This is a genomic window from Arsenophonus apicola (assembly GCF_020268605.1).
In the GTDB taxonomy this organism is placed as follows: Bacteria; Pseudomonadota; Gammaproteobacteria; order Enterobacterales; family Enterobacteriaceae; genus Arsenophonus; species Arsenophonus apicola.
On record NZ_CP084222.1, the window covers coordinates 3,034,434 to 3,057,841 of the forward strand.

The 23,408-nt window shown below is 40.9% G+C and carries 20 protein-coding genes, 2 tRNA genes, 3 rRNA genes and 1 pseudogene; 6 read left to right on the top strand and 20 right to left on the bottom strand.

Annotated elements, in window-relative coordinates; genetic code table 11:
* Positions 1-32 precede the first annotated feature (32 nt).
* The 7 genes and pseudogenes from aceA to LDL57_RS14370 form a co-directional block, all read right to left on the bottom strand.
* Positions 33-1,342 (bottom strand): annotated as a pseudogene (gene aceA, locus LDL57_RS14340) (isocitrate lyase).
* Positions 1,343-1,400: 58 nt separating this feature from the next.
* Positions 1,401-2,999 (bottom strand): malate synthase A, encoded by a 1,599-nt coding sequence (gene aceB, locus LDL57_RS14345; protein ID WP_180559327.1) that lies wholly within the window; start codon positions 2,997-2,999, stop codon positions 1,401-1,403.
* 399 nt (positions 3,000-3,398) lie between these two features.
* A 5S ribosomal RNA gene (gene rrf / locus LDL57_RS14350) occupies positions 3,399-3,514 on the bottom strand.
* 180 nt (positions 3,515-3,694) lie between these two features.
* Positions 3,695-6,764: ribosomal RNA gene (locus tag LDL57_RS14355) — 23S ribosomal RNA — on the bottom strand.
* Between the two features lie 342 nt (positions 6,765-7,106).
* A tRNA-Ala gene (locus LDL57_RS14360) sits at positions 7,107-7,182 on the bottom strand.
* A gap of 67 nt (positions 7,183-7,249) precedes the next feature.
* Positions 7,250-7,326: transfer RNA gene (locus LDL57_RS14365), tRNA-Ile, on the bottom strand.
* Between the two features lie 66 nt (positions 7,327-7,392).
* A 16S ribosomal RNA gene (locus LDL57_RS14370) occupies positions 7,393-8,934 on the bottom strand.
* Together the 16S, 23S and 5S rRNA genes with 2 tRNA genes alongside form the textbook arrangement of a ribosomal RNA operon.
* A 611-nt stretch (positions 8,935-9,545) precedes the next feature.
* On the opposite strand from LDL57_RS14370, the gene LDL57_RS14375 reads away from it, so the two are divergent.
* Entirely contained in the window at positions 9,546-10,076 is a 531-nt protein-coding gene (locus LDL57_RS14375; RefSeq protein WP_180558687.1) for a gamma carbonic anhydrase family protein, read from the top strand.
* Between the two features lie 81 nt (positions 10,077-10,157).
* Here the strand turns inward: LDL57_RS14375 and aroE are convergent, their stop codons facing one another.
* The 4 genes from aroE to dprA are packed head-to-tail and all read right to left on the bottom strand — an operon-like array spanning position 10,158 to position 13,201.
* The gene (gene aroE / locus LDL57_RS14380; protein WP_180558686.1) at positions 10,158-10,970 is read right to left on the bottom strand and encodes a shikimate dehydrogenase; all 813 of its coding nucleotides are present in this window, start codon (positions 10,968-10,970) and stop codon (positions 10,158-10,160) included.
* A 5-nt stretch (positions 10,971-10,975) separates the two neighbouring features.
* The gene (gene tsaC, locus LDL57_RS14385; RefSeq protein ID WP_180558685.1) at positions 10,976-11,545 is read right to left on the bottom strand and encodes an L-threonylcarbamoyladenylate synthase type 1 TsaC; all 570 of its coding nucleotides are present in this window, start codon (positions 11,543-11,545) and stop codon (positions 10,976-10,978) included.
* A gap of 23 nt (positions 11,546-11,568) precedes the next feature.
* The gene (locus LDL57_RS14390; protein ID WP_180558684.1) at positions 11,569-12,111 is read right to left on the bottom strand and encodes a DNA topoisomerase family protein; all 543 of its coding nucleotides are present in this window, start codon (positions 12,109-12,111) and stop codon (positions 11,569-11,571) included.
* 16 nt (positions 12,112-12,127) lie between these two features.
* On the bottom strand, positions 12,128-13,201 hold the full coding sequence (dprA, locus tag LDL57_RS14395) for a DNA-processing protein DprA (RefSeq protein ID WP_180558683.1): 1,074 nt from the start codon (positions 13,199-13,201) through the stop codon (positions 12,128-12,130).
* A gap of 125 nt (positions 13,202-13,326) precedes the next feature.
* Between dprA and def the strand changes: the two genes are divergently transcribed.
* The 5 genes from def (at position 13,327) to mscL (ending at position 18,090) form a co-directional block, all read left to right on the top strand.
* Positions 13,327-13,842: a peptide deformylase gene (def, locus tag LDL57_RS14400; protein WP_180558682.1), complete on the top strand. Its 516-nt coding sequence runs from the start codon at positions 13,327-13,329 to the stop codon at positions 13,840-13,842.
* A gap of 33 nt (positions 13,843-13,875) precedes the next feature.
* Complete coding sequence (fmt, locus tag LDL57_RS14405) at positions 13,876-14,841, top strand: methionyl-tRNA formyltransferase (protein WP_180558681.1); 966 nt, start codon at positions 13,876-13,878, stop codon at positions 14,839-14,841.
* A 55-nt stretch (positions 14,842-14,896) separates the two neighbouring features.
* Positions 14,897-16,177 (top strand): 16S rRNA (cytosine(967)-C(5))-methyltransferase RsmB, encoded by a 1,281-nt coding sequence (gene rsmB, locus LDL57_RS14410; protein ID WP_180558680.1) that lies wholly within the window; start codon positions 14,897-14,899, stop codon positions 16,175-16,177.
* A 49-nt stretch (positions 16,178-16,226) separates the two neighbouring features.
* Positions 16,227-17,603 (top strand): Trk system potassium transporter TrkA, encoded by a 1,377-nt coding sequence (gene trkA, locus LDL57_RS14415; RefSeq protein WP_180558679.1) that lies wholly within the window; start codon positions 16,227-16,229, stop codon positions 17,601-17,603.
* Between the two features lie 88 nt (positions 17,604-17,691).
* Positions 17,692-18,090, top strand: a complete 399-nt coding sequence (gene mscL, locus LDL57_RS14420; RefSeq protein ID WP_180558678.1) for a large-conductance mechanosensitive channel protein MscL — start codon at positions 17,692-17,694, stop codon at positions 18,088-18,090.
* A gap of 33 nt (positions 18,091-18,123) precedes the next feature.
* Here mscL and LDL57_RS14425 read toward each other — a convergent pair whose 3' ends face one another.
* From LDL57_RS14425 to secY, 9 genes are all read right to left on the bottom strand, one after another.
* Positions 18,124-18,297: an alternative ribosome-rescue factor A gene (locus LDL57_RS14425; RefSeq protein WP_180558677.1), complete on the bottom strand. Its 174-nt coding sequence runs from the start codon at positions 18,295-18,297 to the stop codon at positions 18,124-18,126.
* 77 nt (positions 18,298-18,374) lie between these two features.
* Positions 18,375-18,788 (bottom strand): Zn(2+)-responsive transcriptional regulator, encoded by a 414-nt coding sequence (gene zntR, locus LDL57_RS14430; RefSeq protein WP_180558676.1) that lies wholly within the window; start codon positions 18,786-18,788, stop codon positions 18,375-18,377.
* Between the two features lie 121 nt (positions 18,789-18,909).
* Entirely contained in the window at positions 18,910-19,299 is a 390-nt protein-coding gene (gene rplQ, locus LDL57_RS14435) for a 50S ribosomal protein L17 (protein ID WP_180558675.1), read from the bottom strand.
* 37 nt (positions 19,300-19,336) lie between these two features.
* Complete coding sequence (locus tag LDL57_RS14440) at positions 19,337-20,326, bottom strand: DNA-directed RNA polymerase subunit alpha (RefSeq protein WP_225506317.1); 990 nt, start codon at positions 20,324-20,326, stop codon at positions 19,337-19,339.
* A 25-nt stretch (positions 20,327-20,351) separates the two neighbouring features.
* Positions 20,352-20,972: a 30S ribosomal protein S4 gene (rpsD, locus tag LDL57_RS14445; protein ID WP_026823157.1), complete on the bottom strand. Its 621-nt coding sequence runs from the start codon at positions 20,970-20,972 to the stop codon at positions 20,352-20,354.
* Between the two features lie 35 nt (positions 20,973-21,007).
* Entirely contained in the window at positions 21,008-21,397 is a 390-nt protein-coding gene (gene rpsK / locus LDL57_RS14450; protein WP_002919257.1) for a 30S ribosomal protein S11, read from the bottom strand.
* 16 nt (positions 21,398-21,413) lie between these two features.
* Positions 21,414-21,770 (bottom strand): 30S ribosomal protein S13, encoded by a 357-nt coding sequence (rpsM, locus tag LDL57_RS14455; RefSeq protein ID WP_026823158.1) that lies wholly within the window; start codon positions 21,768-21,770, stop codon positions 21,414-21,416.
* A 147-nt stretch (positions 21,771-21,917) separates the two neighbouring features.
* Positions 21,918-22,034: a 50S ribosomal protein L36 gene (gene rpmJ / locus LDL57_RS14460; protein ID WP_026823159.1), complete on the bottom strand. Its 117-nt coding sequence runs from the start codon at positions 22,032-22,034 to the stop codon at positions 21,918-21,920.
* A gap of 43 nt (positions 22,035-22,077) precedes the next feature.
* Positions 22,078-23,403, bottom strand: coding sequence for a preprotein translocase subunit SecY (secY, locus tag LDL57_RS14465; protein WP_180558674.1), 1,326 nt, complete (start codon positions 23,401-23,403; stop codon positions 22,078-22,080).
* Between the last annotated feature and the right edge of the window lie 5 nt (positions 23,404-23,408).

The following is a 23,408-nucleotide window of genomic DNA, read 5'->3' on the forward strand; positions in this document are numbered from 1 at the left end:
ATCCATCAGGCTAAGTAACATAAGCAGTATATTTAAAACTGCTGTTCTTCAGTTGATCCTGTTAGTGCCGTAACAGAAGAAGTTCCACCTTGAATAATAGTTGTTACTTTATCAAAATACCCCGTGCCAACTTCCTGCTGATGGGAGGAAAACGAGTAACCCTGCTTAGCTGCTGCAAACTCCTTTTCCTGAATTTTCTCAACATAATGTCTCATTCCTTCACCTTTTGCATAGGCATAAGCTAAATCAAACATGTTAAACCACATACTATGAATACCAGCCAAGGTTATAAATTGAAATTTATATCCCATTTCAGATAACTTTTCTTGAAAACAGGCAATGGTTTTATCATCTAGATTTTTCTTCCAATTGAAAGATGGAGAACAGTTATAAGCCAACAGCTTATTAGGATATTTAGCATGAATAGCCTCGGCAAATATTTTAGCTGCACCTAAATCTGGTGTTGATGTCTCACACCAGATCAAATCAGCATAAGGTGCATAAGCTAAGCCGCGACTAATGGCTTGTTAAATTCCTGCCTGAGTGCGAAAAAATCCCTCTTGCGTCCGTTGCTCGTGAATGATGAATTTTTCATCATAAGGATCGCTATTTGAGGTCAGTAAATCTGCCGCTTCAGCATCGGTACGAGCTATCAAAACCGTTGGAACACCACAAACATCAGCCCCCAAACGTGCTGCAATTAACTTTTGAATAGCTTCATGTGTCGGCACCAATACCTTACCACCCATATGGCCGCATTTTTGGCAGCAGCAAGCTGATCTTCAAAATGCACAGCTGCAGCACCTGCTTCAATTAATGCTTTCATAAGTTCAAAAGCATTCAATATGCCACCAAAACCTGCCTCCGCATCAGCAACAATTGGTAGAAAAAAATCAATATATTTAGCATCATCTGGATTTATATTATTTGCCCATTGAATTTGATCGGCTCGACGAAAGCTATTATTAATCCGCTTGACAACTTCAGGGACTGAATCAACAGAATAAAGCGATTGATCTGGATACATATTCGCAGCAGAATTAGCATCAGCTGGCACTTGCCAACCCGATAAGTATACTGCTTCTATACCTGCCTTTGCTTGCTGCAACGCCTGACCACCGGTTAATGCACCTAGCGCATTGACATAATCTTTCTTTGATTTGCCATTAATTAATTGCCAAAATTTATCTGCACCATTGCGCGCTAATAAATAATCAGGATTTATAGAACCGCGTAATTTAACAACATCTTCTGCACTATAATTGCGAATAATTCCTCTCCAACGGGGAGAAGAACGCCATTCTTCCTCAGGTTGAGCAATCTGTTGTGATCTGGTCGTTATCATTGTTATCTCCCCACATACGAGTTAATTAGATATTAAATAGCTAAAATATTTTCTTTCAGTTAAGTTGCTGGTAACCCGCCAAGGTCAAAAATTCGATCAACTCATCCTGAGTGGTAATAGAGATCATCAATTCCACTGCCTCCCGAAAACGACCATGTTGAAAACGAACATCACCTAGCTCTTGCTGAATAGTGTGTAACTCTTCATCCAACATATCTAAGAACAATTCTTTTGTTACTTTTTGTCCATTAGATAATCGTTTTTCATGACGGATCCATTGCCAAATAGAAATACGCGAAATTTCCGCAGTTGCAGCATCTTCCATTAATCCATAGATCGGCACGCAGCCATTTCCAGAAATCCAAGCTTCAATATATTGAACCGCAATGCGAATATTCGCTCTCATACCCGCTTCAGTACGCTTACCACGACAAGGCTGTAATAATTGTTCAGCTGTAATAGGTTCGTCATTCTCACGTATAACATCTAGTTGATTTTTTCTTCCCGCTAATTCCTCATTAAAAACAGAGATTGCAATATCCGCTAAAGCAGGATGAGCAATCCAAGTTCCATCATGACCATTTTTAGCCTCTAATTCTTTATCTGCTCTAACCTTCGCCCATACTGCTTCATTCTGTTTTAGATCTTTAGTTGGAATAAAAGCCGACATTCCTCCCATAGCAAAGGCACCACGACGATGACAAGTCTTAATTAGTAAACGGGAATAAGCATTTAAAAAAGGTTGTGTCATTGTTACTACCTGCCGATCCGGTAGTACCCGATCACGGTATTCTTTTAGCGTTTTAATATAACTAAAAATATAATCCCAACGACCACAATTAAGTCCAACAACGTGATGACGCATATAATAAAGGATTTCGTCCATTTGAAAGACGGCGGGTAGTGTCTCAATCAGTACAGTCGCTTTAATTGTACCCAGGGGTAACCCGTACCGTTCTTCGGTATAACTAAATACTTCACTCCACCATTGAGCTTCTTTATAAGATTCTAATTTGGGGATATAGAAATAAGGGCCGCTCCCTTTTTGCAATAATTTTTTATAGTTATGAAAGAAGTAAAGCGCAAAATCCAATAATGCCCCTGGAATTGCTTTTCCCCGATATAAAATATGTTTTTCAGGTAAATGTAAGCCTCGTACACGAGCCATCAAAACAGCCGGATCAGACTTCAATTGATAAACTTTGCCTTGCGGATTAATAAATGAAATAGTGCCATTAACAGCATCACGTAAATTAATTTGTCCTTCAATCAATTTTTCCCACGTAGGTGAAAGTGAGTCTTCAAAATCAGCCATAAAAACTTTTACATTAGCATTCAAGGCATTAATAATCATTTTACGTTCTACTGGACCGGTTATTTCGACTCGTCGATCAAGTAGATCCGCAGGAATACCTTGTATTTTCCAATCATCCCTCCTGATTGAAATAGTTTCTGTCATAAAATTCGGCAAAATACCTTGATCGATCTGTAGTTGTCGCTCAACCCTAGCCTTAAGTAAAACATCACAATTTTCAGCAAACTGCTCAACTAACGCTGTTAAAAAATCAACCGCGGCTGGTGTCAAAAGTTGTTCTTCTAGTACGCCAAATGGTTGCAAAAAAGTTAATTCATTGATCGCTGCCTGCTGATCCATAGAGTATCTCCTTTAATATAAGGTACACTTGCTAAAGACTATCTCAAAACCAGCAAAAATCAAAAACCCTTCCATTTTCAAAAAAAACATCTATTTTATTGAAAATAAAGGATTTATTGAAAAATATGATAAAGATAATTATCTCAAGTTAAGGCAATGAAAATGTTGCATATTTATTATATAAATGTGCATTTAATGGATTAAATGTAATATTACAAGAAGAAATAAGTGGAAAAACTTTTTAGCCTAGTTTTTTTAGTTTTTTCTCGATTCCTAGCAAATCAAAAAAATTTACAAATAAGATTTTCTAATTAATAAAAAACAAACTAAATTGTTTTACGATATAACTAGCCAAACGTCAAAAAGCCACCCTTAGGTGGCTTTTTAAACATAATTAACGTCTGGCAGCTCCCTACTCTCACATGGGGAGACCCCACACTACCATCGGCGCTACGGCATTTCACTTCTGAGTTCGGCATGGGATCAGGTGGCACCACCGCGCTATTACCGCCAGACAAATTCTTTTTTCGCTATCCTGTTTCGTTACGCTACTGCCTCGGGCGCTCATCTCGGCTGCCTCTCGCTATGCGCAGGCCATCTCGCCCGTTGACTTCTAGCGCCGTAACCGCTTACAGGCACCAATCTCTGAACAAGCTAAAATCTCTTCTCTCTTCTCAAAACACCTTCGGTGTTGTCAGGTTAAGCCTCTCGGGTCATTAGTACTGGTTAGCTCAACGTATCGCTACGCTTACACACCCAGCCTATCTACGTCCTCGTCTCGAACACCCCTTATAGGACATTACTGTCAGGGAAGACTCATCTTGAGGCAAGTTTCCCGCTTAGATGCTTTCAGCGGTTATCTCTTCCGCACTTAGCTACCAGGCGATGCCATTGGCATGACAACCTGTACACCAGTGGTGCGTCCACTCCGGTCCTCTCGTACTAGGAGCAGCCCCCCTCAATCTTCCTTCGCCCACGACAGATAGGGACCGAACTGTCTCACGACGTTCTAAACCCAGCTCGCGTACCACTTTAAATGGCGAACAGCCATACCCTTGGGACCTACTTCAGCCCCAGGATGTGATGAGCCGACATCGAGGTGCCAAACACCGCCGTCGATATGAACTCTTGGGCGGTATCAGCCTGTTATCCCCGGAGTACCTTTTATCCGTTGAGCGATGGCCCTTCCATTCAGAACCACCGGATCACTAAGACCTACTTTCGTACCTGCTCGCGCCGTCACGCTCGCAGTCAAGCTGGCTTATGCCTTTGCACTAACCTCACGATGTCCGACCGTGATTAGCCAACCTTCGTGCTCCTCCGTTACTCTTTGGGAGGAGACCGCCCCAGTCAAACTACCCACCAGACACTGTCCTCAGCCCGGATTACGGGCCCAAGTTAGAACATCAAACATTAAAGGGTGGTATTTCAACGTCGGCTCCATGCGAACTGGCGTCCACACTTCAAAGCCTCCCACCTATCCTACACATCAAGGCTCAATGTTCAGTGTCAAGCTATAGTAAAGGTTCACGGGGTCTTTCCGTCTTGCCGCGGGTACACTGCATCTTCACAGCGAGTTCAATTTCACTGAGTCTCGGGTGGAGACAGCCTGGCCATCATTACGCCATTCGTGCAGGTCGGAACTTACCCGACAAGGAATTTCGCTACCTTAGGACCGTTATAGTTACGGCCGCCGTTTACTGGGGCTTCGATCAAGAGCTTCGCCTTACGGCTTACCCCATCAATTAACCTTCCAGCACCGGGCAGGCGTCACACCGTATACGTCCACTTTCGTGTTTGCACAGTGCTGTGTTTTTAATAAACAGTTGCAGCCAGCTGGTATCTGCGACTGGCTTCAGCTCCATGGGCGAACCACTTCACCTAACGCCAGCGTGCCTTCTCCCGAAGTTACGGCACCATTTTGCCTAGTTCCTTCACCCGAGTTCTCTCAAGCGCCTGAGTATTCTCTACCTAACCACCTGTGTCGGTTTGGGGTACGATTAATGGTTACCTATCGCTTAGAGGCTTTTCCTGGAAGCCGGGCATCAACTACTTCACCACCTTAGTGGCTCGTCATCACGCCTCAGTGTCTTGGTCATGCGGATTTGCCGGCATAACCCACCTACACGCTTAAACCGGGACAACCGTCGCCCGGATAGCCTAGCCTTCTCCGTCCCCTTCGCAGTCACCCTTAGTACGGGAATATTAACCCGTTTCCCATCGACTACGCTTTTCAGCCTCGCCTTAGGGTCGACTTACCCTGCCCCGATTAACGTTGGACAGGAACCCTTGGTCTTTCGGCGAGCGGGTTTTTCACCCGCTTTATCGTTACTTATGTCAGCATTCGCACTTCTGATACCTCCAGCAGACCTCTCAGTCCACCTTCGACGGCTTACAGAACGCTCCCCTACCCAACAACATTGCTGTCGCTGCCGCAGCTTCGGTGCATGGTTTAGCCCCGTTACATCTTCCGCGCAGGCCGACTCGACCAGTGAGCTATTACGCTTTCTTTAAATGATGGCTGCTTCTAAGCCAACATCCTGGCTGTCTAAGCCTTCCCACTTCGTTTCCCACTTAACCATGACTTTGGGACCTTAGCTGGCGGTCTGGGTTGTTTCCCTCTTCACGACGGACGTTAGCACCCGCCGTGTGTCTCCCGTGATTACATTCTTCGGTATTCGGAGTTTGCATCGGGTTGGTAAGTCGGGATGACCCCCTAGCCGAAACAGTGCTCTACCCCCGAAGATGAGTTCACGAGGCGCTACCTAAATAGCTTTCGGGGAGAACCAGCTATCTCCCGGTTTGATTGGCCTTTCACCCCCAGCCACAAGTCATCCGCTAATTTTTCAACATTAGTCGGTTCGGTCCTCCAGTTAGTGTTACCCAACCTTCAACCTGCCCATGGCTAGATCACCGGGTTTCGGGTCTATACCCTGCAACTTGACGCCCAGTTAAGACTCGGTTTCCCTACGGCTCCCCTATGCGGTTAACCTTGCTACAGAATATAAGTCGCTGACCCATTATACAAAAGGTACGCAGTCACCCCATCCTCAAATGTCCCGCTTGTCTTTGCGGCTAATCTTGTCCGCTTTTTAACTTCCGCTGCTCGTGTACTTTTAGGTACACTGCGCTGCGGCTTGAACACCGAACAACCTTGTTGGCAAAGCCTGCGCTGTTATTGTGATGGTATGCCATCACCCAACTGCCGAGGCACTTGAGTGATGGGGCTCCCACTGCTTGTACGTACACGGTTTCAGGTTCTTTTTCACTCCCCTCGCCGGGGTTCTTTTCGCCTTTCCCTCACGGTACTGGTTCACTATCGGTCAGTCAGGAGTATTTAGCCTTGGAGGATGGTCCCCCCATATTCAGACAGGATAACACGTGTCCCGCCCTACTCTTCGAGCTCACCATACTAACATCTTCGGATACGGGGCTATCACCCTTTATTGCGCGCCTTTCCAGACCCTTCTCCTGATGCTAATATCGATGCTGACTCTGGGCTGCTCCCCGTTCGCTCGCCGCTACTGGGGGAATCTCGGTTGATTTCTTTTCCTCGGGGTACTGAGATGTTTCAGTTCCCCCGGTTCGCCTCGTTTGACTATGTATTCATCAAACGATAGTGCATTAATGCACTGGGTTTCCCCATTCGGACATCGCCGGCTATAACGCTTCATATCAGCTTACCGACGCTTTTCGCAGATTAGCACGTCCTTCATCGCCTCTGACTGCCTAGGCATCCACCGTGTACGCTTCATTCGCTTAACCTCACAACCCGAAGGTGTCTTTATTTCACTATCATTCTGATAGGTTATGGCTGCGCGTACAGTAATTCTTTGTTGGGTAGTGCTCGCAATGCTCACGTACTTTTGTACGCTGCGCTTGCTGCGCGCTGGCCGCCTCGAATTCCTGACTGCTCGCTCATAACGCCTGCCTTCCTGACTGTGATGACACTTCACGTTGGAGTATTGAGAGTTCTCCACATTATTTTCTCAATAATGTGTGTTTCAATTTTTAGCTTGTTCCAGATTGTTAAAGAGCATTATTATTCGCAGCATACTGTTGCCAGCCTGCTCTGAATAACCTTTTATCTAGTTTTATCTTGCAATATGGTGGAGCTAAGCGGGATCGAACCGCTGACCTCCTGCGTGCAAAGCAGGCGCTCTCCCAGCTGAGCTATAGCCCCATTAAGATTCTCGTATCATTACTCCTTACCGCTAACTTCACCTTTGGGCAAAATCCGACAGCAATGTTGGTAGGCCTGAGTGGACTTGAACCACCGACCTCACCCTTATCAGGGGTGCGCTCTAACCACCTGAGCTACAAGCCTAATGATACCTTCTGCTCAATCTTCATCAGACAATCTGTGTGAACACTCACATTCCATCTATCTCGGTAAGGAGGTGATCCAACCGCAGGTTCCCCTACGGTTACCTTGTTACGACTTCACCCCAGTCATGAATCACAAAGTGGTAAGCGCCATCCCGAAGGTTAAGCTACCTACTTCTTTTGCAACCCACTCCCATGGTGTGACGGGCGGTGTGTACAAGGCCCGGGAACGTATTCACCGCGACATGCTGATCCGCGATTACTAGCGATTCCGACTTCATGGAGTCGAGTTGCAGACTCCAATCCGGACTTCGACGTACTTTCTGAGTTCCGCTTCCCCTCGCAGGCTCGCCTCTCTCTGTATACGCCATTGTAGCACGTGTGTAGCCCTACTCGTAAGGGCCATGATGACTTGACGTCGTCCCCACCTTCCTCCGGTTTATCACCGGCAGTCTCCTTTGAGTTCCCGACCTAATCGATGGCAACAAAGGATAAGGGTTGCGCTCGTTGCGGGACTTAACCCAACATTTCACAACACGAGCTGACGACAGCCATGCAGCACCTGTCTCAGCGCTCCCGAAGGCACGCCTTTATCTCTAAAGGCTTCGCTGGATGTCAAGAGTAGGTAAGGTTCTTCGCGTTGCATCGAATTAAACCACATGCTCCACCGCTTGTGCGGGCCCCCGTCAATTCATTTGAGTTTTAACCTTGCGGCCGTACTCCCCAGGCGGTCGATTTAACGCGTTAGCTCCGGAGGCCACAATTCATGACCACAACCTCCAAATCGACATCGTTTACAGCGTGGACTACCAGGGTATCTAATCCTGTTTGCTCCCCACGCTTTCGCACATGAGCGTCAGTCTCTGTCCAGGGGGCCGCCTTCGCCACCGGTATTCCTCCACATCTCTACGCATTTCACCGCTACACATGGAATTCTACCCCCCTCTACAAGACTCTAGCTAACCAGTCTTGAATGCCATTCCCAGGTTAAGCCCGGGGATTTCACATCCAACTTAATTAACCGCCTGCGTGCCCTTTACGCCCAGTAATTCCGATTAACGCTCGCACCCTCCGTATTACCGCGGCTGCTGGCACGGAGTTAGCCGGTGCTTCTTCTGTCGCTAACGTCAATTGCTAAGAATATTAACCTTAACACCTTCCTCACGACTGAAAGTACTTTACAACCCGAAGGCCTTCTTCATACACGCGGCATGGCTGCATCAGGCTTGCGCCCATTGTGCAATATTCCCCACTGCTGCCTCCCGTAGGAGTCTGGGCCGTGTCTCAGTCCCAGTGTGGCTGATCATCCTCTCAGACCAGCTAGAGATCGTCGCCTAGGTGAGCCTTTACCCCACCTACTAGCTAATCTCATATGGGTTCATCCGAAGGTGTGAGGCCTAATGGTCCCCCACTTTGCTCCTTAGAGATTATGCGGTATTAGCCACCGTTTCCAGTGGTTATCCCCCGCCTTCGGCCAGATCCCCATACCTTACTCACCCGTCCGCCGCTCGCCGGCAAGAAAGCAAGCTTTCTCCCGCTGCCGCTCGACTTGCATGTGTTAGGCCTGCCGCCAGCGTTCAATCTGAGCCATGATCAAACTCTTCAATTAAAAGTTTGATGCTCAAAGAATGTTTTACTGGCCGTAACGCTTCTTTTTGCCACTTTGTCGACGTTTTAACGCCTTCGCTGTGGCCCAAAATCACGTTACTGCTTATTAGTTCATATATGAATTAACTGTTTTGTCACTCTTCAAGACTTAATCTTCAAATAGTTTTTGATGATGTCTTGCGAGTGCCCACACAGATTGTCTGATTAATTGTTAAAGAGCGTGCGACCCAGGTCGCGAGGTGGCGTATATTACGCTTTTCACCTGTAAAGTCAAGTAGTTATTTCTACTTTTCTTTACCCTAAGTCGATAAAATCCTCTTTAATTGATTCGTTCTATCCTGACTCAGTGGGGGCGCATTATAGAGCGCCTAAAAATTTACTCAACTACTTTTTGTGTTTTTTTATTTATATGAATATATTTTCGTCATAATGAATTAAAATTCTACAAAATTAGCTCGATTTTATAGTATCCAGTCAACTCTATAATTTTAAAATGCAAAGATAAGCCTATAGGGTATTTAATTAAAAGAATTTTTAATAATATAAAATACAAATTTATCAATTCACTCTTTGATAACCAATTCAAATAATTTAATTAGGATAAACATAGCAATGATTTCTAATATAAGACCTTATTTGCACCTAAAACCCATCATTGGCAATAATGCGTTTATCGATCCAACGGCTGTGGTTATTGGTGATGTACGCATTTCTGATGATGTAAGCGTTTGGCCACTAACTGTCATACGTGGTGATGTCAATTACGTTTCTATTGGAGCAAGAACTAATATTCAAGATAGTTCCGTACTTCATGTTACACATAAAAATAAACTTAATCCCCAAGGGTATCCTCTTATTATTGGAGAAGATGTTACCATTGGGCATAAAGTTATGTTGCATGGATGTACTATTGGTAACCGAATTTTGGTGGGTATGGGTTCAATTATTTTAGATGGCGCAAAGATTGAGAATAATGTCGTTATAGGCGCAGGTAGTTTAGTCACACAAGGCAAAAAATTAGAAAGTGGTTATTTATATATAGGCAGCCCGGTAAAACAGATTAGAAAATTAACGTCTGAAGAGTTAGAAGGCTTAGTTCAGTCCGCTGCTAATTATAAAAATTGGAAAAATAATTACTTATAAATTTATTATAAGAAATGCCGTACACAATTTTACCTGACATTTTTATCGTTTTTTCGTAAAAAATATACTAACTAATTTATGTCACCATTTTTCTTTTAATCGCTGTAATACAGATGAAATATCAGGTAATTTACCGTGCCATAATTTAAAAGCATAAGCCGCCTGACCGACTAACATCCCAATACCATCAGCATATTTTAATATCCCATTAGTTTTTGCTAATGCTAAAAATGGTGTTTCATTTAACCGATAGAACATGTCATAACAAAAAACATTTTGCTTAAATATATTCGTTGAGATAGCAGGAACTTTCCCTGTAACACCAGAAGATGTGGCATTGATAATTAAATCATACTCGGCAGAATGAATAGATTGCAACATCAATGAATTGATATGTCCTATAGTAGAAAATTTTTTTGCCAGTTCATCTGCTTTACTAAATGTTCGATTCGTAATCGTTATTCGACAACCATAATTTAAAATAGGCGCTATAACACCACGTGCGGCACCACCAGCACCAATTACTAATATATGCCTCCCCTTTTCAATAAAACTCAACCGCTCAAGATCTAAAATTAAACCTATTCCATCAGTGTTATCACCTAGTAATCTATGATCATCTAACCTTTTGATAGTATTAACTGAACCACATATTTGAGCTTGTTCAGTTAATTCATCAACTTTATGGTAAGCTAACTCCTTAAAAGGTAGAGTAATATTTGCCCCCATTCCTCCTTGACCAAAAAAATCATCTAATTTTTCCTCAAATTTATTTACAGGGACTAACACTTTGCCATAATCATATTTAATACCAGTTTGCTCAGCAAATAATTTATGAATAAGTGGTGATTTACTATGTAGCACGGGATTGCCAAATACCGCAAATTCTTCCATTCACATTAACCTTTTCGATATAGATGGCCTGTTATTATATCTCGAATTTCAGATGGTTTTTTACGTCCCCCAACAGAACCTTCTAAAACGGATACATGGCCATTAAACTGGGCAATAACTTCTTCTTTTGTTCTGCATGGTGATAATCCATTTAAATTAGCGCTAGTAGAAATTAATGGTTTGCCATATAAAAAACAAAGCTTTTTAATTAACTCAAAATTTGTAATACGCACCGCTAGTGAATCAAATTTGCCTGTTAACCATTTTGGTGTGTCTTTTCTGGCAGGTACTACCCAGGTAATAGATTTAGCTCCTGTTGAAAGCATCATTTCTTTTTGTAAATTAGTTAATTTATTATCATCAATATAAGGTGTTAATTGTTCATAGTTTCCAGCTATTAAAATTAATCCTTTTTCCCATGAACGCTGCTTTAATAATAATAACTGACGGACTACTTTCTCATTATCAGGATCACATCCGAGGCCAAAAACAGCTTCTGTCGGATATGCTATAATTTTGCCTTCATTTAACGCTACAATAATATTTCGAAACGAAGGGGATATTTCATCAAACATGCCAATTATTCCATATATTTTTATTACTGCTGTTTATTACATAATTTATTTGCACAAAATATTTTCATATCTTGTGAAACCTTTTTTTCTATTAATAATGGATACTGACAGAAAGAACATTTACCAGAAATTGGTTTAGCGTTAACCACAAATTGACACTTAGGATAACAATTACAACCATAAAATACTTTGCCAAAACGTGACGTTCTTTGCAGTAATTCACCACCGTGACACTGTGGACATCCCACTAACGTTTTATCGGGTTTATCAATTAACTCTGTATGTTCACATTGAGGATAATGACTGCATCCAACAAACATACCGAAACGTCCTCGCTTCAACACCAAATTATGCCCACATTTGGGACAAAAATAATCCGATAATTCTTTAATTATTTGGCTGTCGGCTGCTTGTTTTAAAGGCCGAACATAATCACATTTAGGATAGTTAGAGCAAGCAACAAAAGGCCCATATCCCCCATTTCGAATAATAAGTTCACTATGACATTTAGGACAATACTCCTTATCTTCATGTGCCTTTTTTCCAATAAGGATTGGCTTTTGCATTCTCATCTCACTTTAATTAGTCGACTCTAATATATCCACCAGACACAAAGATAGCTTTACCCATCAATTCAAACTCCAACAATTGAGTAGATACCTCAATAACTGATAAGCCACTTCTTTCAGCAATTAAATCTATAGGTGTTGGTTCATAATCAATATAACTCAATATATTATTCATAGAATTATCGATCTGTAGATTATCAGATAGGATTTTATTTTCTGGTAACCATTGTAGTCCACTGTTTAAATATTCAATAACATCTTGGGGCGAAGAGGCTAAATAAGCCCCCTGTTGAATTAACCAGTGATTACCTTCATATAAGCTATTAGCTAACGCACCAGGTAAAGCAAAAATATCTTTACCTTGCTCCAACGCACATTTAGCCGTAATTAATGAACCACTTTTTAATCCAGCCGCAATCACAATTACTGCTTTACTTAAGCCGCTAATTATACGATTCCGACGAGGAAAATTCTTAGCTAACGGCGGAGTATCTGGTAGATATTCTGATACTAACGCCCCTTGTTCCTTAATTTTATTCGCTAAAGCAGTATGTTGAGTTGGATATAATTTATTTAAACCACTACCTAATACAGCAACAGTTAGTCCATTATGCTCTAATGCGGTTCTATGGCTAATCCCATCAATACCTATTGCTAAGCCACTGGTAATTGTAAATTTATGCATCACCAGTTCCTGACTAAATATTTGAGCCCATTTTTCACCATAAAAATCATTATAACGACTGCCTACCACAGCAATTTGAGCGGAATAAAGCGCTTTCTCTTTACCAGCAACGAAGAGTATAATTGGTGGCGAATATATCTGTTTTAACAAATATGGATAGTTGGGATCGGATAACGTAATGAGTTTATGCTCGCTTACATCTAGCCATTTCATTGCAGCATAAATAGCTTTTGAATTTGCATGAGTGAATTGTACACACTGATGGGGTGATAACCCACATGCTCGAAGAGAAGCAATTTTAACATTTTTTAATTCAATGAGTTTCTCTACAATTGCTGCAGCCTTAACAGCTGAAAGGTGAGAAACCATCCTCATGCGTAGCCATATTTCCCGTGGATCCATATACTTTCCAGACTTCATTGGCAATAAGTGTGTTTCATTTATAACCAATACTGTCAATCATAACGAGAAATGTCTAGAATAGGTATTAAATAACTTTCACTTTTTGGATATAGCTTTAAACATTTATGTCAGTATTAAATATATTACATTACCCAGATGAACGTCTTCGCAAAATTGCAGAACCGGTAAAAAAAGTTGATGCAGAAATACAACGTATCGTGAATGATATGTTTGAAACGATGTATGAAGAAGAAGGTATTGGTTTAGCCGCAACGCAGGTCAATATTCATCAAAGAATTATTGTTATTGATGTTTCAGAATCTCGTAATGAAAGATTGGTACTTATAAATCCCATTATCTTAGAAACATCTGGTGAAACGGGAATAGAAGAAGGTTGTCTTTCTGTACCGGAACAACGTGCATTCGTACCTCGTGCTGAATGGGTCAAAATTAAAGCCTTAGATGTCAATGGTAAAGAGTTCGAATTAGAAACAGATGATCTGCTTGCTATCTGTATTCAGCATGAAATAGATCATCTTAATGGCAAATTATTTATTGACTATCTTTCTGCATTAAAACGCCAACGCATTAGGCAAAAAATTGAAAAGCTTGAACGTCTAAAAGCTAAAACAAAGAAATGATATTTTTCATATTTTTAATATAGGGATCTTTACGTGTCAGACTGTCTACGAATCATTTTTGCCGGCACCCCTGATTTTGCAGCACAACATTTAGCTGCATTACTCAGTTTTCAGCATAAGTATCAAATAGTTGGCGTTTTGACACAACCAGATAAACCTGCTGGAAGAGGGCGAAAACTCACATCAAGCCCAGTAAAAATGCTAGCCGAAGAAGCGAATATTCCTGTTTTCCAGCCAACAACACTAAAAACAGCAGAAAGTCAGCACTGGATTGAAAATCAACATGCCGATGTTATGGTTGTTGTCGCATATGGCCTCATTTTACCTGAAATTGTATTAAATATGTTACCAATGGGTTGCCTGAATGTTCATGGCTCACTACTACCTCGCTGGAGAGGAGCAGCGCCAATTCAACGCTCAATTTGGGCTGGTGATAAAGAAACAGGTATTACAATTATGCAAATGGATATTGGTCTGGATACCGGGGATATGCTCTATCAAGTCAGTTGCCCTATTGAACTAAAAGATACCAGCGCGATACTGTATCAAAAACTTGCAAAACTTGGCCCTACTGCGCTGCTGCATACTCTTGATTTAGTCAAATCAGATCAAACAAAACCAGAAAAGCAAAATAATGCATTTGCTAACTATGCTGAAAAACTGAGCAAAGATGAAGCATTAATTGATTGGTCACTTTCGGCAGAACAAATCGAACGATGTATCCGGGCATTTAATCCTTGGCCAGTAAGCTATTTTATTTTTGCAGATAAAGCTTTTAAAGTATGGTATGCCGAAGTCATTTATCATGAAAATGACTCATCACCAGGAACAATTTTAAGTGCCGATAAAACAGGAATTAAAGTGGCAACCGGTAAAGGTATTTTAAACATCTTAAAAATACAACCGGCCGGTAAAAAAATAATGTTAGCTAGTGATTTTCTAAACTCTCGTCACGGATTGTTTATTCCTGGCAGAATAATAAATTCACCAATGCAATAAAATTAAAAATAAATTTCTTGCTTGCATTTATCATTAGTAGGTAATTATATTCAACATGAATAAAAAATATAACCTTAGAAGCATTTGTGCCCAGGTCATTGCCCAGGTTATTGATCAAAAACAATCATTAAGCACTGTACTACCCGAATGCCAAAAAAATATAACAGATAAAGATAAAGCACTTTTACAAGAACTCAGTTTTGGTGTACTTAGAGTGTTACCTTTATTGGAATGGTTTATTAAACAATTAATAACTAAGCCATTAAAAGGAAAACAACGCATTATTCATTATCTTATTATCGTAGGAATTTACCAACTTCGTTTTACTCGTATTCCTTCCCATGCAGCACTAGCAGAAACTGTTGATGGCGCTATCACACTAAAACTCCCTCAATTAAAAGGCTTAATTAATGGTGTATTGAGACAATACCAACGGCAAGAACAAATATTAAATGAAAAAGCCAATAATAAAGAAAATAATTATTTACATCCTAAATGGCTATTAGAAAAAATTCAGCAAGTTTATCCTGCTAAATGGGAAGAGATTCTTGAGGTTAATAACCAAAAACCACCTATGTGGTTAAGAGTAAATCAATTATATCATTCTACTCATGATTATTTAATGCTATTACAACAAGCGGGTATAGAGGCCAGTTTAAGTAATGACAGTAAATTTGCTATCAAATTACAAAAACCATGTGCGATTAACAAATTACCAGGATTTGACCAAGGTTGGGTAACCATTCAAGATTTATCAGCTCAACGATGCGTTGAATTATTAGCACCTAAAAATGGTGAATATATTCTTGATCTTTGCGCAGCTCCAGGTGGTAAGACAACGTATATACTTGAACTTGCGCCAAAAGCTGATGTTCTAGCAGTTGATATTGATGAACTACGAATAAAACGTATCCAAGAAAATCTTAATCGACTAAAATTACATGCAAGAGTTATTGCTGGTGATGGACGTAGACCATTCGAATGGATATCAGGTGCGAAATTTGATCGTATATTGCTAGATGCCCCTTGCTCTGCAACTGGTGTCATTCGTAGGCATCCAGATATAAAATGGCTTAGAAAACCGACAGATATCCCGCAATTGGTCAAATTACAATATGAAATTCTTGAGGCTATCTGGCCTTACTTAAAAACCAATGGCACCCTAGTTTATGCTACTTGCTCTATTTTACCGGATGAAAACAAAGAACAAATAAAGAAATTTCTTTTTCATCATCCAGAAGCATCTTTAAATAACAATATGGAACTAGGCCAACAAATATTACCCACTCAACGGGGAGGAGATGGTTTCTTTTATGCTTCTCTAATAAAAAATTAACACTACTATTTTGAATACATACTCAATCTGGCAGTGAGATAAAAATATAATGAAAATTATCATATTAGGTGCAGGACAAGTTGGTGGAACACTCGCAGAAAATTTAGTTGATGAAAACAACGATATCACTATCGTAGATACTAATACTGAACGTTTACGCCAATTACAAGATAAATTCGATCTAAGAGTTGTCAGTGGGCATGGCTCATACCCTAGAGTCCTAAGGGAAGCCGGAGCTGAAGATGCTGATATGCTTGTCGCTGTAACAAATTCAGATGAAACTAATATGATTGCATGCCAAATCGCTTATTCTCTTTTTAACACGCCAAATAAAGTTGCTAGAATACGCGCATCTGAATATATCAAAGAAACTGAAAAACTTTTTACCCCTGACCACATACCGATTGATTACCTTATTTCACCTGAGCAGCTTGTTATTGATTATATTTATAAATTAATCCAATATCCTGGTGCACTTCAGGTTGTTAACTTCGCAAGTGGCAAAGTAAGTATTGTTGCGGCAAAGGCCTACTATGGAGGTTCATTAGTAGGTAATTCCCTTTCAAATTTACGTGAACACTTACCCCATATTGATACCCGAATTGCTGCTATATTTCGTCAAGATAGACCTATTCGACCACAGGGATCCACAATTATTGAAGCAGGTGATGAAATTTTTTTTGTTGTAGCTACTGAGCATATTCGTGCTGTCATGAGTGAACTACAACGTCTAGAAAAACCCTATAAACGAATTATGATAGTGGGTGGTGGTAATGTTGGTGCTGGTTTAGCAAAACAACTAGAAAAAGATTACAGTGTTAAATTAATCGAACGTGATCAAGAAAGAGCAACTGAATTAGCCGAACTATTACATGATACAATCGTGTTTTATGGTGATGCTTCAGATCAAGAGCTACTAGCGGAAGAACATATCGAGCAAACAGATGTTTTTATAGCACTAACTAATGATGATGAAGCCAATATTATGTCAGCTATGTTAGCTAAAAAAATGGGCGCTAAGAAAGTGATGGTTCTTATTCAACGTTCTGCTTATGTTGATCTTGTACAAGGAGGAGTCATTGATATCGCTATATCACCTCAACAAGCAACAATTTCCGCTTTACTTGGACATGTTCGTAAAGCGGATATAATTAATGTTTCATCCTTGCGTAAAGGTGTTGCTGAAGCCATAGAAGCTATTGCTCACGGTGATGAAAACACATCCAAAGTCGTTGGTCGAAAAATTTCAGAGATAAAACTTCCTCCTGGCACTATTATTGGTGCTATTGTTCGTGATGATGAAGTCATCATTGCAAATAGTTACCATATTATTGAACAGGATGATCACATCATTATGTTCATTACTGATAAAAAACACGTTCCTGAAGTAGAAAAGATCTTCCAACCTAGCCCATTCTTTTTGTAAAAATTTTGATAGAAATATATTAAAAGATATTATAATTTAAACATTCTTATAAATTTTACGTTTTATTTTGATTAATGGTGAGGAGACTATGAGCTTTTTAAAAGAGTTCCGTGAATTTGCAATGAAAGGCAACGTTATTGATTTAGCTGTAGGTGTTATTATCGGTGCAGCATTTGGCAAAATTGTTTCTTCGCTTGTTGCCGATATTATTATGCCACCACTCGGATTACTTATTGGAGGTATTGATTTTAAGCAATTTCATTTTGTCTTAAAAGAAGCCCACGATAATATACCCGCTGTTGTTATAAATTATGGTATCTTTATTCAAAATGTTTTTGATTTTCTTATCATCGCTATAGCAATTTTTGTTGCGATAAAACTTATAAATAAATTGCGTCGTGAAAAGGAAGAAGCACCTGCTGCAGCGCCAACTAAAGAAGTCACATTATTAACCGAAATACGTGATTTACTAAAAAAACAAAAATAATTTAAACGAGTGAGTTAGTGATAATAAATTTTTTTAATTAATCCTCACTAACTCACTAGTTAGCTCTTTATTATGCTTCATTTTACGTTGATAACTCCCTTTTCCTTTTTTATTTTTTTCAATTCGTTGCCTATATAGAGGATCATGCAGTATGGCTGCTACTGCACTCTTCTTTATAACTCCTCGTTTATGCTGATAATTTGCCATATTAAACACTCCAATATCAATCACTCAATTGAATAAATACTTATAAAATTTGCTTTTAGCTAAAATGTATATCTCATTTAATGTTTATTAGCGCCCTGTTCAAGGATCTCTAAAATTGAGCATCTAGTACTAACATGTTTACTACCACAACAAGCGGCACTGAGCATTTTTAATGAGTCCTTCATTCTCTCCATTTCTATAATTTTAATTTCGATCTCTTGCAAGCGGGCATCTACAATATTTTTTGACTCCTGGCATGTATGATGAGCAGGATCAATACGAATAGACAATAACTCTGAAATTGATTCCAAAGTAAAGCCAAGCTGCTTAGCATAACGAATAAAACGTAAACGTTGTAAATCTTTGCTGCTATAAAGACGATAACCGCTTTCTGTACGATTAGGACGTTCCATTAACCCTTGTTTTTCATAGAAACGAATTGTGTCTGTAGTTACATCTGCCAACTTAGCTAATTTACCTATCTGATACATAAATACCTCTTATATATGTATAAATATCATTCACTATGATAGCAAACTATGAAATGACAAAAAGTTAATTTTTGATAATAAAAAACCGGGATTAATCCCGGTTTTTTATGTAATTGCAAATTTACTCTGCAGTTAATTCTGCTTGAGACTCAACAGTACGATCAACAAGCTCGATGTAAGCCATCGGCGCATTGTCACCGGCACGGAAGCCACACTTCATAATACGAGTATAACCACCTGCACGGCTCGCGAAACGCGGTCCAAGTTCATTAAATAATTTTGCCACGATCTCATTATCACGAGTACGGGCAAATGCCAGACGACGATTAGCTACGCTGTCGGTCTTGGCAAGAGTAATCAGTGGCTCAACGACACGGCGCAACTCTTTCGCCTTTGGTAAAGTTGTCTTGATAATCTCATGACGAACTAAAGAACCAGCCATATTACGAAACATAGCTTGGCGATGGCTACTATTGCGGTTCAATTGACGACCACTCTTACGATGGCGCATGACCTTATCCTTCTCAGTAAAACCTTAACCTGTGATCTCATTCATCAGCAATGCTTGCTGGAGGCCAATTTTCTAGACGCATACCTAGCGATAAACCTCTTGATGCCAAAACATCCTTAATTTCAGTAAGTGATTTTTTACCAAGATTAGGTGTTTTAAGCAACTCAACTTCAGTGCGCTGAACCAAATCACCGATGTAGTGGATAGCTTCTGCTTTTAAACAGTTAGCAGAGCGGACAGTCAACTCCAGATCGTCAACTGCACGCAGCAGAATCGGATCGAACTCTGGCTTCTCATCTTTAACTTCAACCTTAGCAACATCGCGTAAATCAACGAAAGCTTCGAGTTGTTCAGCCAAGATAGTTGCTGCTCGACGAATCGCCTCTTCTGGATCGATTGTGCCGTTAGTTTCCATCTCGATAACCAGTTTATCCAAATCAGTGCGTTGTTCTACACGCGTCGCTTCAACATTGTAGGCAATACGCTCCACAGGGCTATAGCATGCGTCAACTAATAAACGACCGATTGGGCGCTCATCTTCTTCCGAATGAATACGGGCAGAAGCCGGTACATACCCACGACCACGCTGTACTTTGATACGCATATTAATAGCAGCGCTTTCATCAGTTAGATGGCAGATAACATGTTGCGGCTTGACGATTTCGATATCATCATTAGGGGTGATATCGGCGGCAGTCACAGGGCCAATTCCAGATTTATTCAAGGTCAGAATAACTTCATCTTTACCGTGAACTTTTACCGCCAGCCCTTTCAGGTTAAGGAGAATCTCCAAGATATCTTCCTGCACACCTTCTTTAGTGCTGTACTCATGCAGTACACCATCAATTTCAACCTCGGTCACAGCACAACCCGGCATAGACGAAATCAAAATACGGCGTAGTGCGTTACCAAGAGTATGGCCAAAGCCACGTTCTAACGGTTCAAGGGTTACCTTGGCGTGAGTCGAACTAATTTGCTCGATATCAACCAGGCGCGGTTTAAGAAACTCTGTCACAGAACCCTGCATTGTGTCCTCTCTTTGGTACTAAGCTTTACTTAGAGTAAAGCTCGACGATCAGGTGTTCGTTAATGTCAGCAGACAGATCAGCACGTTCAGGAATACGTTTGAACACACCTTCCATCTTAGCAGCATCAACTTCCAGCCAACTTGGCTTCTCACGCTGTTCAGCAAGCTCTAAAGCAGCCTTAATACGAGACTGTTTTTTCGCTTTTTCACGAACGCTGATAACGTCATTCGGGGAAACCTGATAAGAAGCAATATTAACAACTTGACCATTTACCATGATTGCTTTGTGGCTAACCATCTGACGTGCTTCCGCGCGTGTTGCGCCAAAGCCCATACGATAAACAGTATTATCTAAACGACCTTCGAGCAAATTCAACAGATTTTCGCCCGTATTGCCTTTCAATCGCGTTGCTTCTTTATAATAGTTACGGAATTGACGTTCTAGAACACCGTAAATACGACGAACTTTTTGTTTCTCACGTAACTGAACACCATAATCAGATAGACGCGGTTTACGTGCGCCATGCTGTCCAGGTGCCTGTTCTAATTTACACTTGGTGTCAATCGCGCGAACGCCAGACTTAAGAAAAAGATCTGTACCCTCGCGACGGCTCAGCTTGAGCTTAGGACCCAAATATCTAGCCATTTTCTTTCTCCAACAATCCTAAAAACGTAACGTAATTAAACACGACGTTTCTTCGGTGGACGACAACCGTTATGAGGGATCGGAGTCACATCAGTAATGTTAGTAATGCGGAAACCAGCCGCATTTAACGCACGGATAGTTGACTCACGGCCAGGACCAGGTCCTTTAACCATAACTTCTAAGTTTTTGATTCCGTACTCTTTCACTGCTTCAGCACAGCGTTCTGCTGCAACTTGAGCGGCAAACGGAGTAGACTTACGAGAACCACGAAAACCAGAACCACCTGCGGTTGCCCAACCCAATGCATTACCTTGACGATCAGTAATAGTAACAATTGTGTTGTTAAAAGAAGCATGGATATGAGCCACACCGTCTGAAACTTGTTTTCTTACACGCTTACGTGCACGAATAGGTGCTTTTGCCATTATTTAATACCCCGACTTATTTCTTGATCGGCTTACGTGGGCCCTTGCGGGTACGCGCATTAGTCTTAGTACGCTGACCACGCACAGGAAGACCACGGCGGTGACGTAAACCACGATAGCAACCAAGATCCATTAGGCGCTTGATGCTTAGGGTAACTTCACGACGCAAATCACCTTCAACAATGTATTTAGCAACTTCGTCACGTAACTTGTCGATTTGCTCTTCAGACAGCTCACTGATCTTAACATGCTCAGCAATACCACTTGCTGCACAGATTGACTGCGAGCGAGTTTTGCCAATGCCGTAAATCGATGTTAATGCGATTACGGTATGTTTATGATCAGGAATGTTAATGCCTGCTATACGGGCCACTATGCACTCCTAAAGTTAAATACTGCATAACTGTGCTGAAAAGCCCGCTTTCAGGATACTCAAACAGTTATACATTTTTTAGATAAAAAGTTTGGCTGGCTAATTTAGCCAGCTCAACTCAACTTTGCAAGAAAAAAATGCTTTTTCTTAACCTTGACGCTGTTTATGTCTTGGTTCAACGCTGCAAATCACACGAACACTACCATTACGTTTAATGATTTTACAGTTACGGCATAATTTCTTGACTGAAGCACGAACTTTCATTTTTACTCTCCGTAACTTCTAAAGCAAATTAATTTAAAAGCAATTATTTACCTTTAAGATTTGCTTTTTTCAATGCAGACTCATATTGACTAGACATCATAAGAGTTTGCACTTGAGCCATAAAGTCCATAATAACGACGACGACAATTAGAAGTGAAGTACCACCAAAATAGAATGGAACTTTCATTGCGTCACGCATGAACTCCGGGATTAAGCAAATAAAAGTAATGTACAATGCACCTACTAATGTGAGGCGCGTCATTACTTTGTCGATATACTTTGCCGTTTGCTCTCCCGGACGAATTCCTGGTACAAATGCACCGGACTTCTTCAGGTTATCTGCTGTTTCTCTCGGATTAAAAACTAATGCCGTATAAAAGAAACAGAAGAAGATGATTGCAGATGCATAAAGTAACACATAAAGCGGTTGTCCTGGCTGCAAATACATTGAAATAGCTGTCAGCCAACCCCAACCTGTTCCATCACCAAACCAGGAAGCTATTGTACCTGGGAACAGTATAATACTGGAAGCAAAAATTGCAGGAATAACGCCTGCCATATTTACTTTTAATGGTAAATGTGTGCTTTGTGCAGCATAAATGCGACGACCTTGTTGACGTTTTGCGTAGTTAACCACTATACGGCGCTGACCACGCTCCATAAAAACCACAAAATAAGTCACAGCAAATACTAAAACTGCAATCAACAACAACAGGAGGAAGTGCAAATCGCCTTGCCGAGCTTGTTCAATGGTATGGCCGATAGCCGGCGGGAGCCCCGCAACGATACCTGCAAAGATAATGATAGAGATACCGTTTCCAATACCTCTTTCAGTAATTTGCTCGCCTAGCCACATCAAAAACATTGTTCCTGTCACTAAACTAACAACAGCCGTGAAATAAAACGGAAAACCAGGATTGATTACCAGCCCCTGCATTCCGGCCATATTAGGCAAACCTGTCGCAATACCAATAGATTGGAATATCGCTAATACCAAAGTACCATAACGCGTATACTGGCTAATTTTACGACGACCGGCTTCCCCTTCCTTCTTAATCTCTGCTAACCGTGTATTAACTACTGTCAGTAATTGGACAATAATTGATGCCGAAATATACGGCATAATTCCCAACGCAAAGATAGAAGCACGACTAAGCGCACCACCTGAAAACATATTAAACATTTCAATGATGGTGCCTCTTTGCTGTTCAAGCAATTTGGCAAGCACAGTGGCATCAATACCAGGAATAGGAATAAAAGAACCAATACGGAAAACAATCAGCGCCCCAATTACAAACAAAAGCCTGCGTTTAAGTTCGCCTATGCCACCTTTAGCACTTTGAAAATCTAAACCTGGTTGTTTTGCCATCTGTA

Coding starts and splice junctions, on each gene's coding strand:
- aceB (WP_180559327.1), bottom strand. CDS start 2,999: ATGGATCAGCAGGCAGCGATCAATGAATTAACTTTTTTGCAACCATTT.
- LDL57_RS14375 (WP_180558687.1), top strand. CDS start 9,546: ATGATTTCTAATATAAGACCTTATTTGCACCTAAAACCCATCATTGGC.
- aroE (WP_180558686.1), bottom strand. CDS start 10,970: ATGGAAGAATTTGCGGTATTTGGCAATCCCGTGCTACATAGTAAATCA.
- tsaC (WP_180558685.1), bottom strand. CDS start 11,545: ATGTTTGATGAAATATCCCCTTCGTTTCGAAATATTATTGTAGCGTTA.
- LDL57_RS14390 (WP_180558684.1), bottom strand. CDS start 12,111: ATGCAAAAGCCAATCCTTATTGGAAAAAAGGCACATGAAGATAAGGAG.
- dprA (WP_180558683.1), bottom strand. CDS start 13,201: ATGGATCCACGGGAAATATGGCTACGCATGAGGATGGTTTCTCACCTT.
- def (WP_180558682.1), top strand. CDS start 13,327: ATGTCAGTATTAAATATATTACATTACCCAGATGAACGTCTTCGCAAA.
- rsmB (WP_180558680.1), top strand. CDS start 14,897: ATGAATAAAAAATATAACCTTAGAAGCATTTGTGCCCAGGTCATTGCC.
- trkA (WP_180558679.1), top strand. CDS start 16,227: ATGAAAATTATCATATTAGGTGCAGGACAAGTTGGTGGAACACTCGCA.
- mscL (WP_180558678.1), top strand. CDS start 17,692: ATGAGCTTTTTAAAAGAGTTCCGTGAATTTGCAATGAAAGGCAACGTT.
- LDL57_RS14425 (WP_180558677.1), bottom strand. CDS start 18,297: ATGGCAAATTATCAGCATAAACGAGGAGTTATAAAGAAGAGTGCAGTA.
- zntR (WP_180558676.1), bottom strand. CDS start 18,788: ATGTATCAGATAGGTAAATTAGCTAAGTTGGCAGATGTAACTACAGAC.
- rplQ (WP_180558675.1), bottom strand. CDS start 19,299: ATGCGCCATCGTAAGAGTGGTCGTCAATTGAACCGCAATAGTAGCCAT.
- LDL57_RS14440 (WP_225506317.1), bottom strand. CDS start 20,326: ATGCAGGGTTCTGTGACAGAGTTTCTTAAACCGCGCCTGGTTGATATC.
- rpsD (WP_026823157.1), bottom strand. CDS start 20,972: ATGGCTAGATATTTGGGTCCTAAGCTCAAGCTGAGCCGTCGCGAGGGT.
- rpsK (WP_002919257.1), bottom strand. CDS start 21,397: ATGGCAAAAGCACCTATTCGTGCACGTAAGCGTGTAAGAAAACAAGTT.
- rpmJ (WP_026823159.1), bottom strand. CDS start 22,034: ATGAAAGTTCGTGCTTCAGTCAAGAAATTATGCCGTAACTGTAAAATC.
- secY (WP_180558674.1), bottom strand. CDS start 23,403: ATGGCAAAACAACCAGGTTTAGATTTTCAAAGTGCTAAAGGTGGCATA.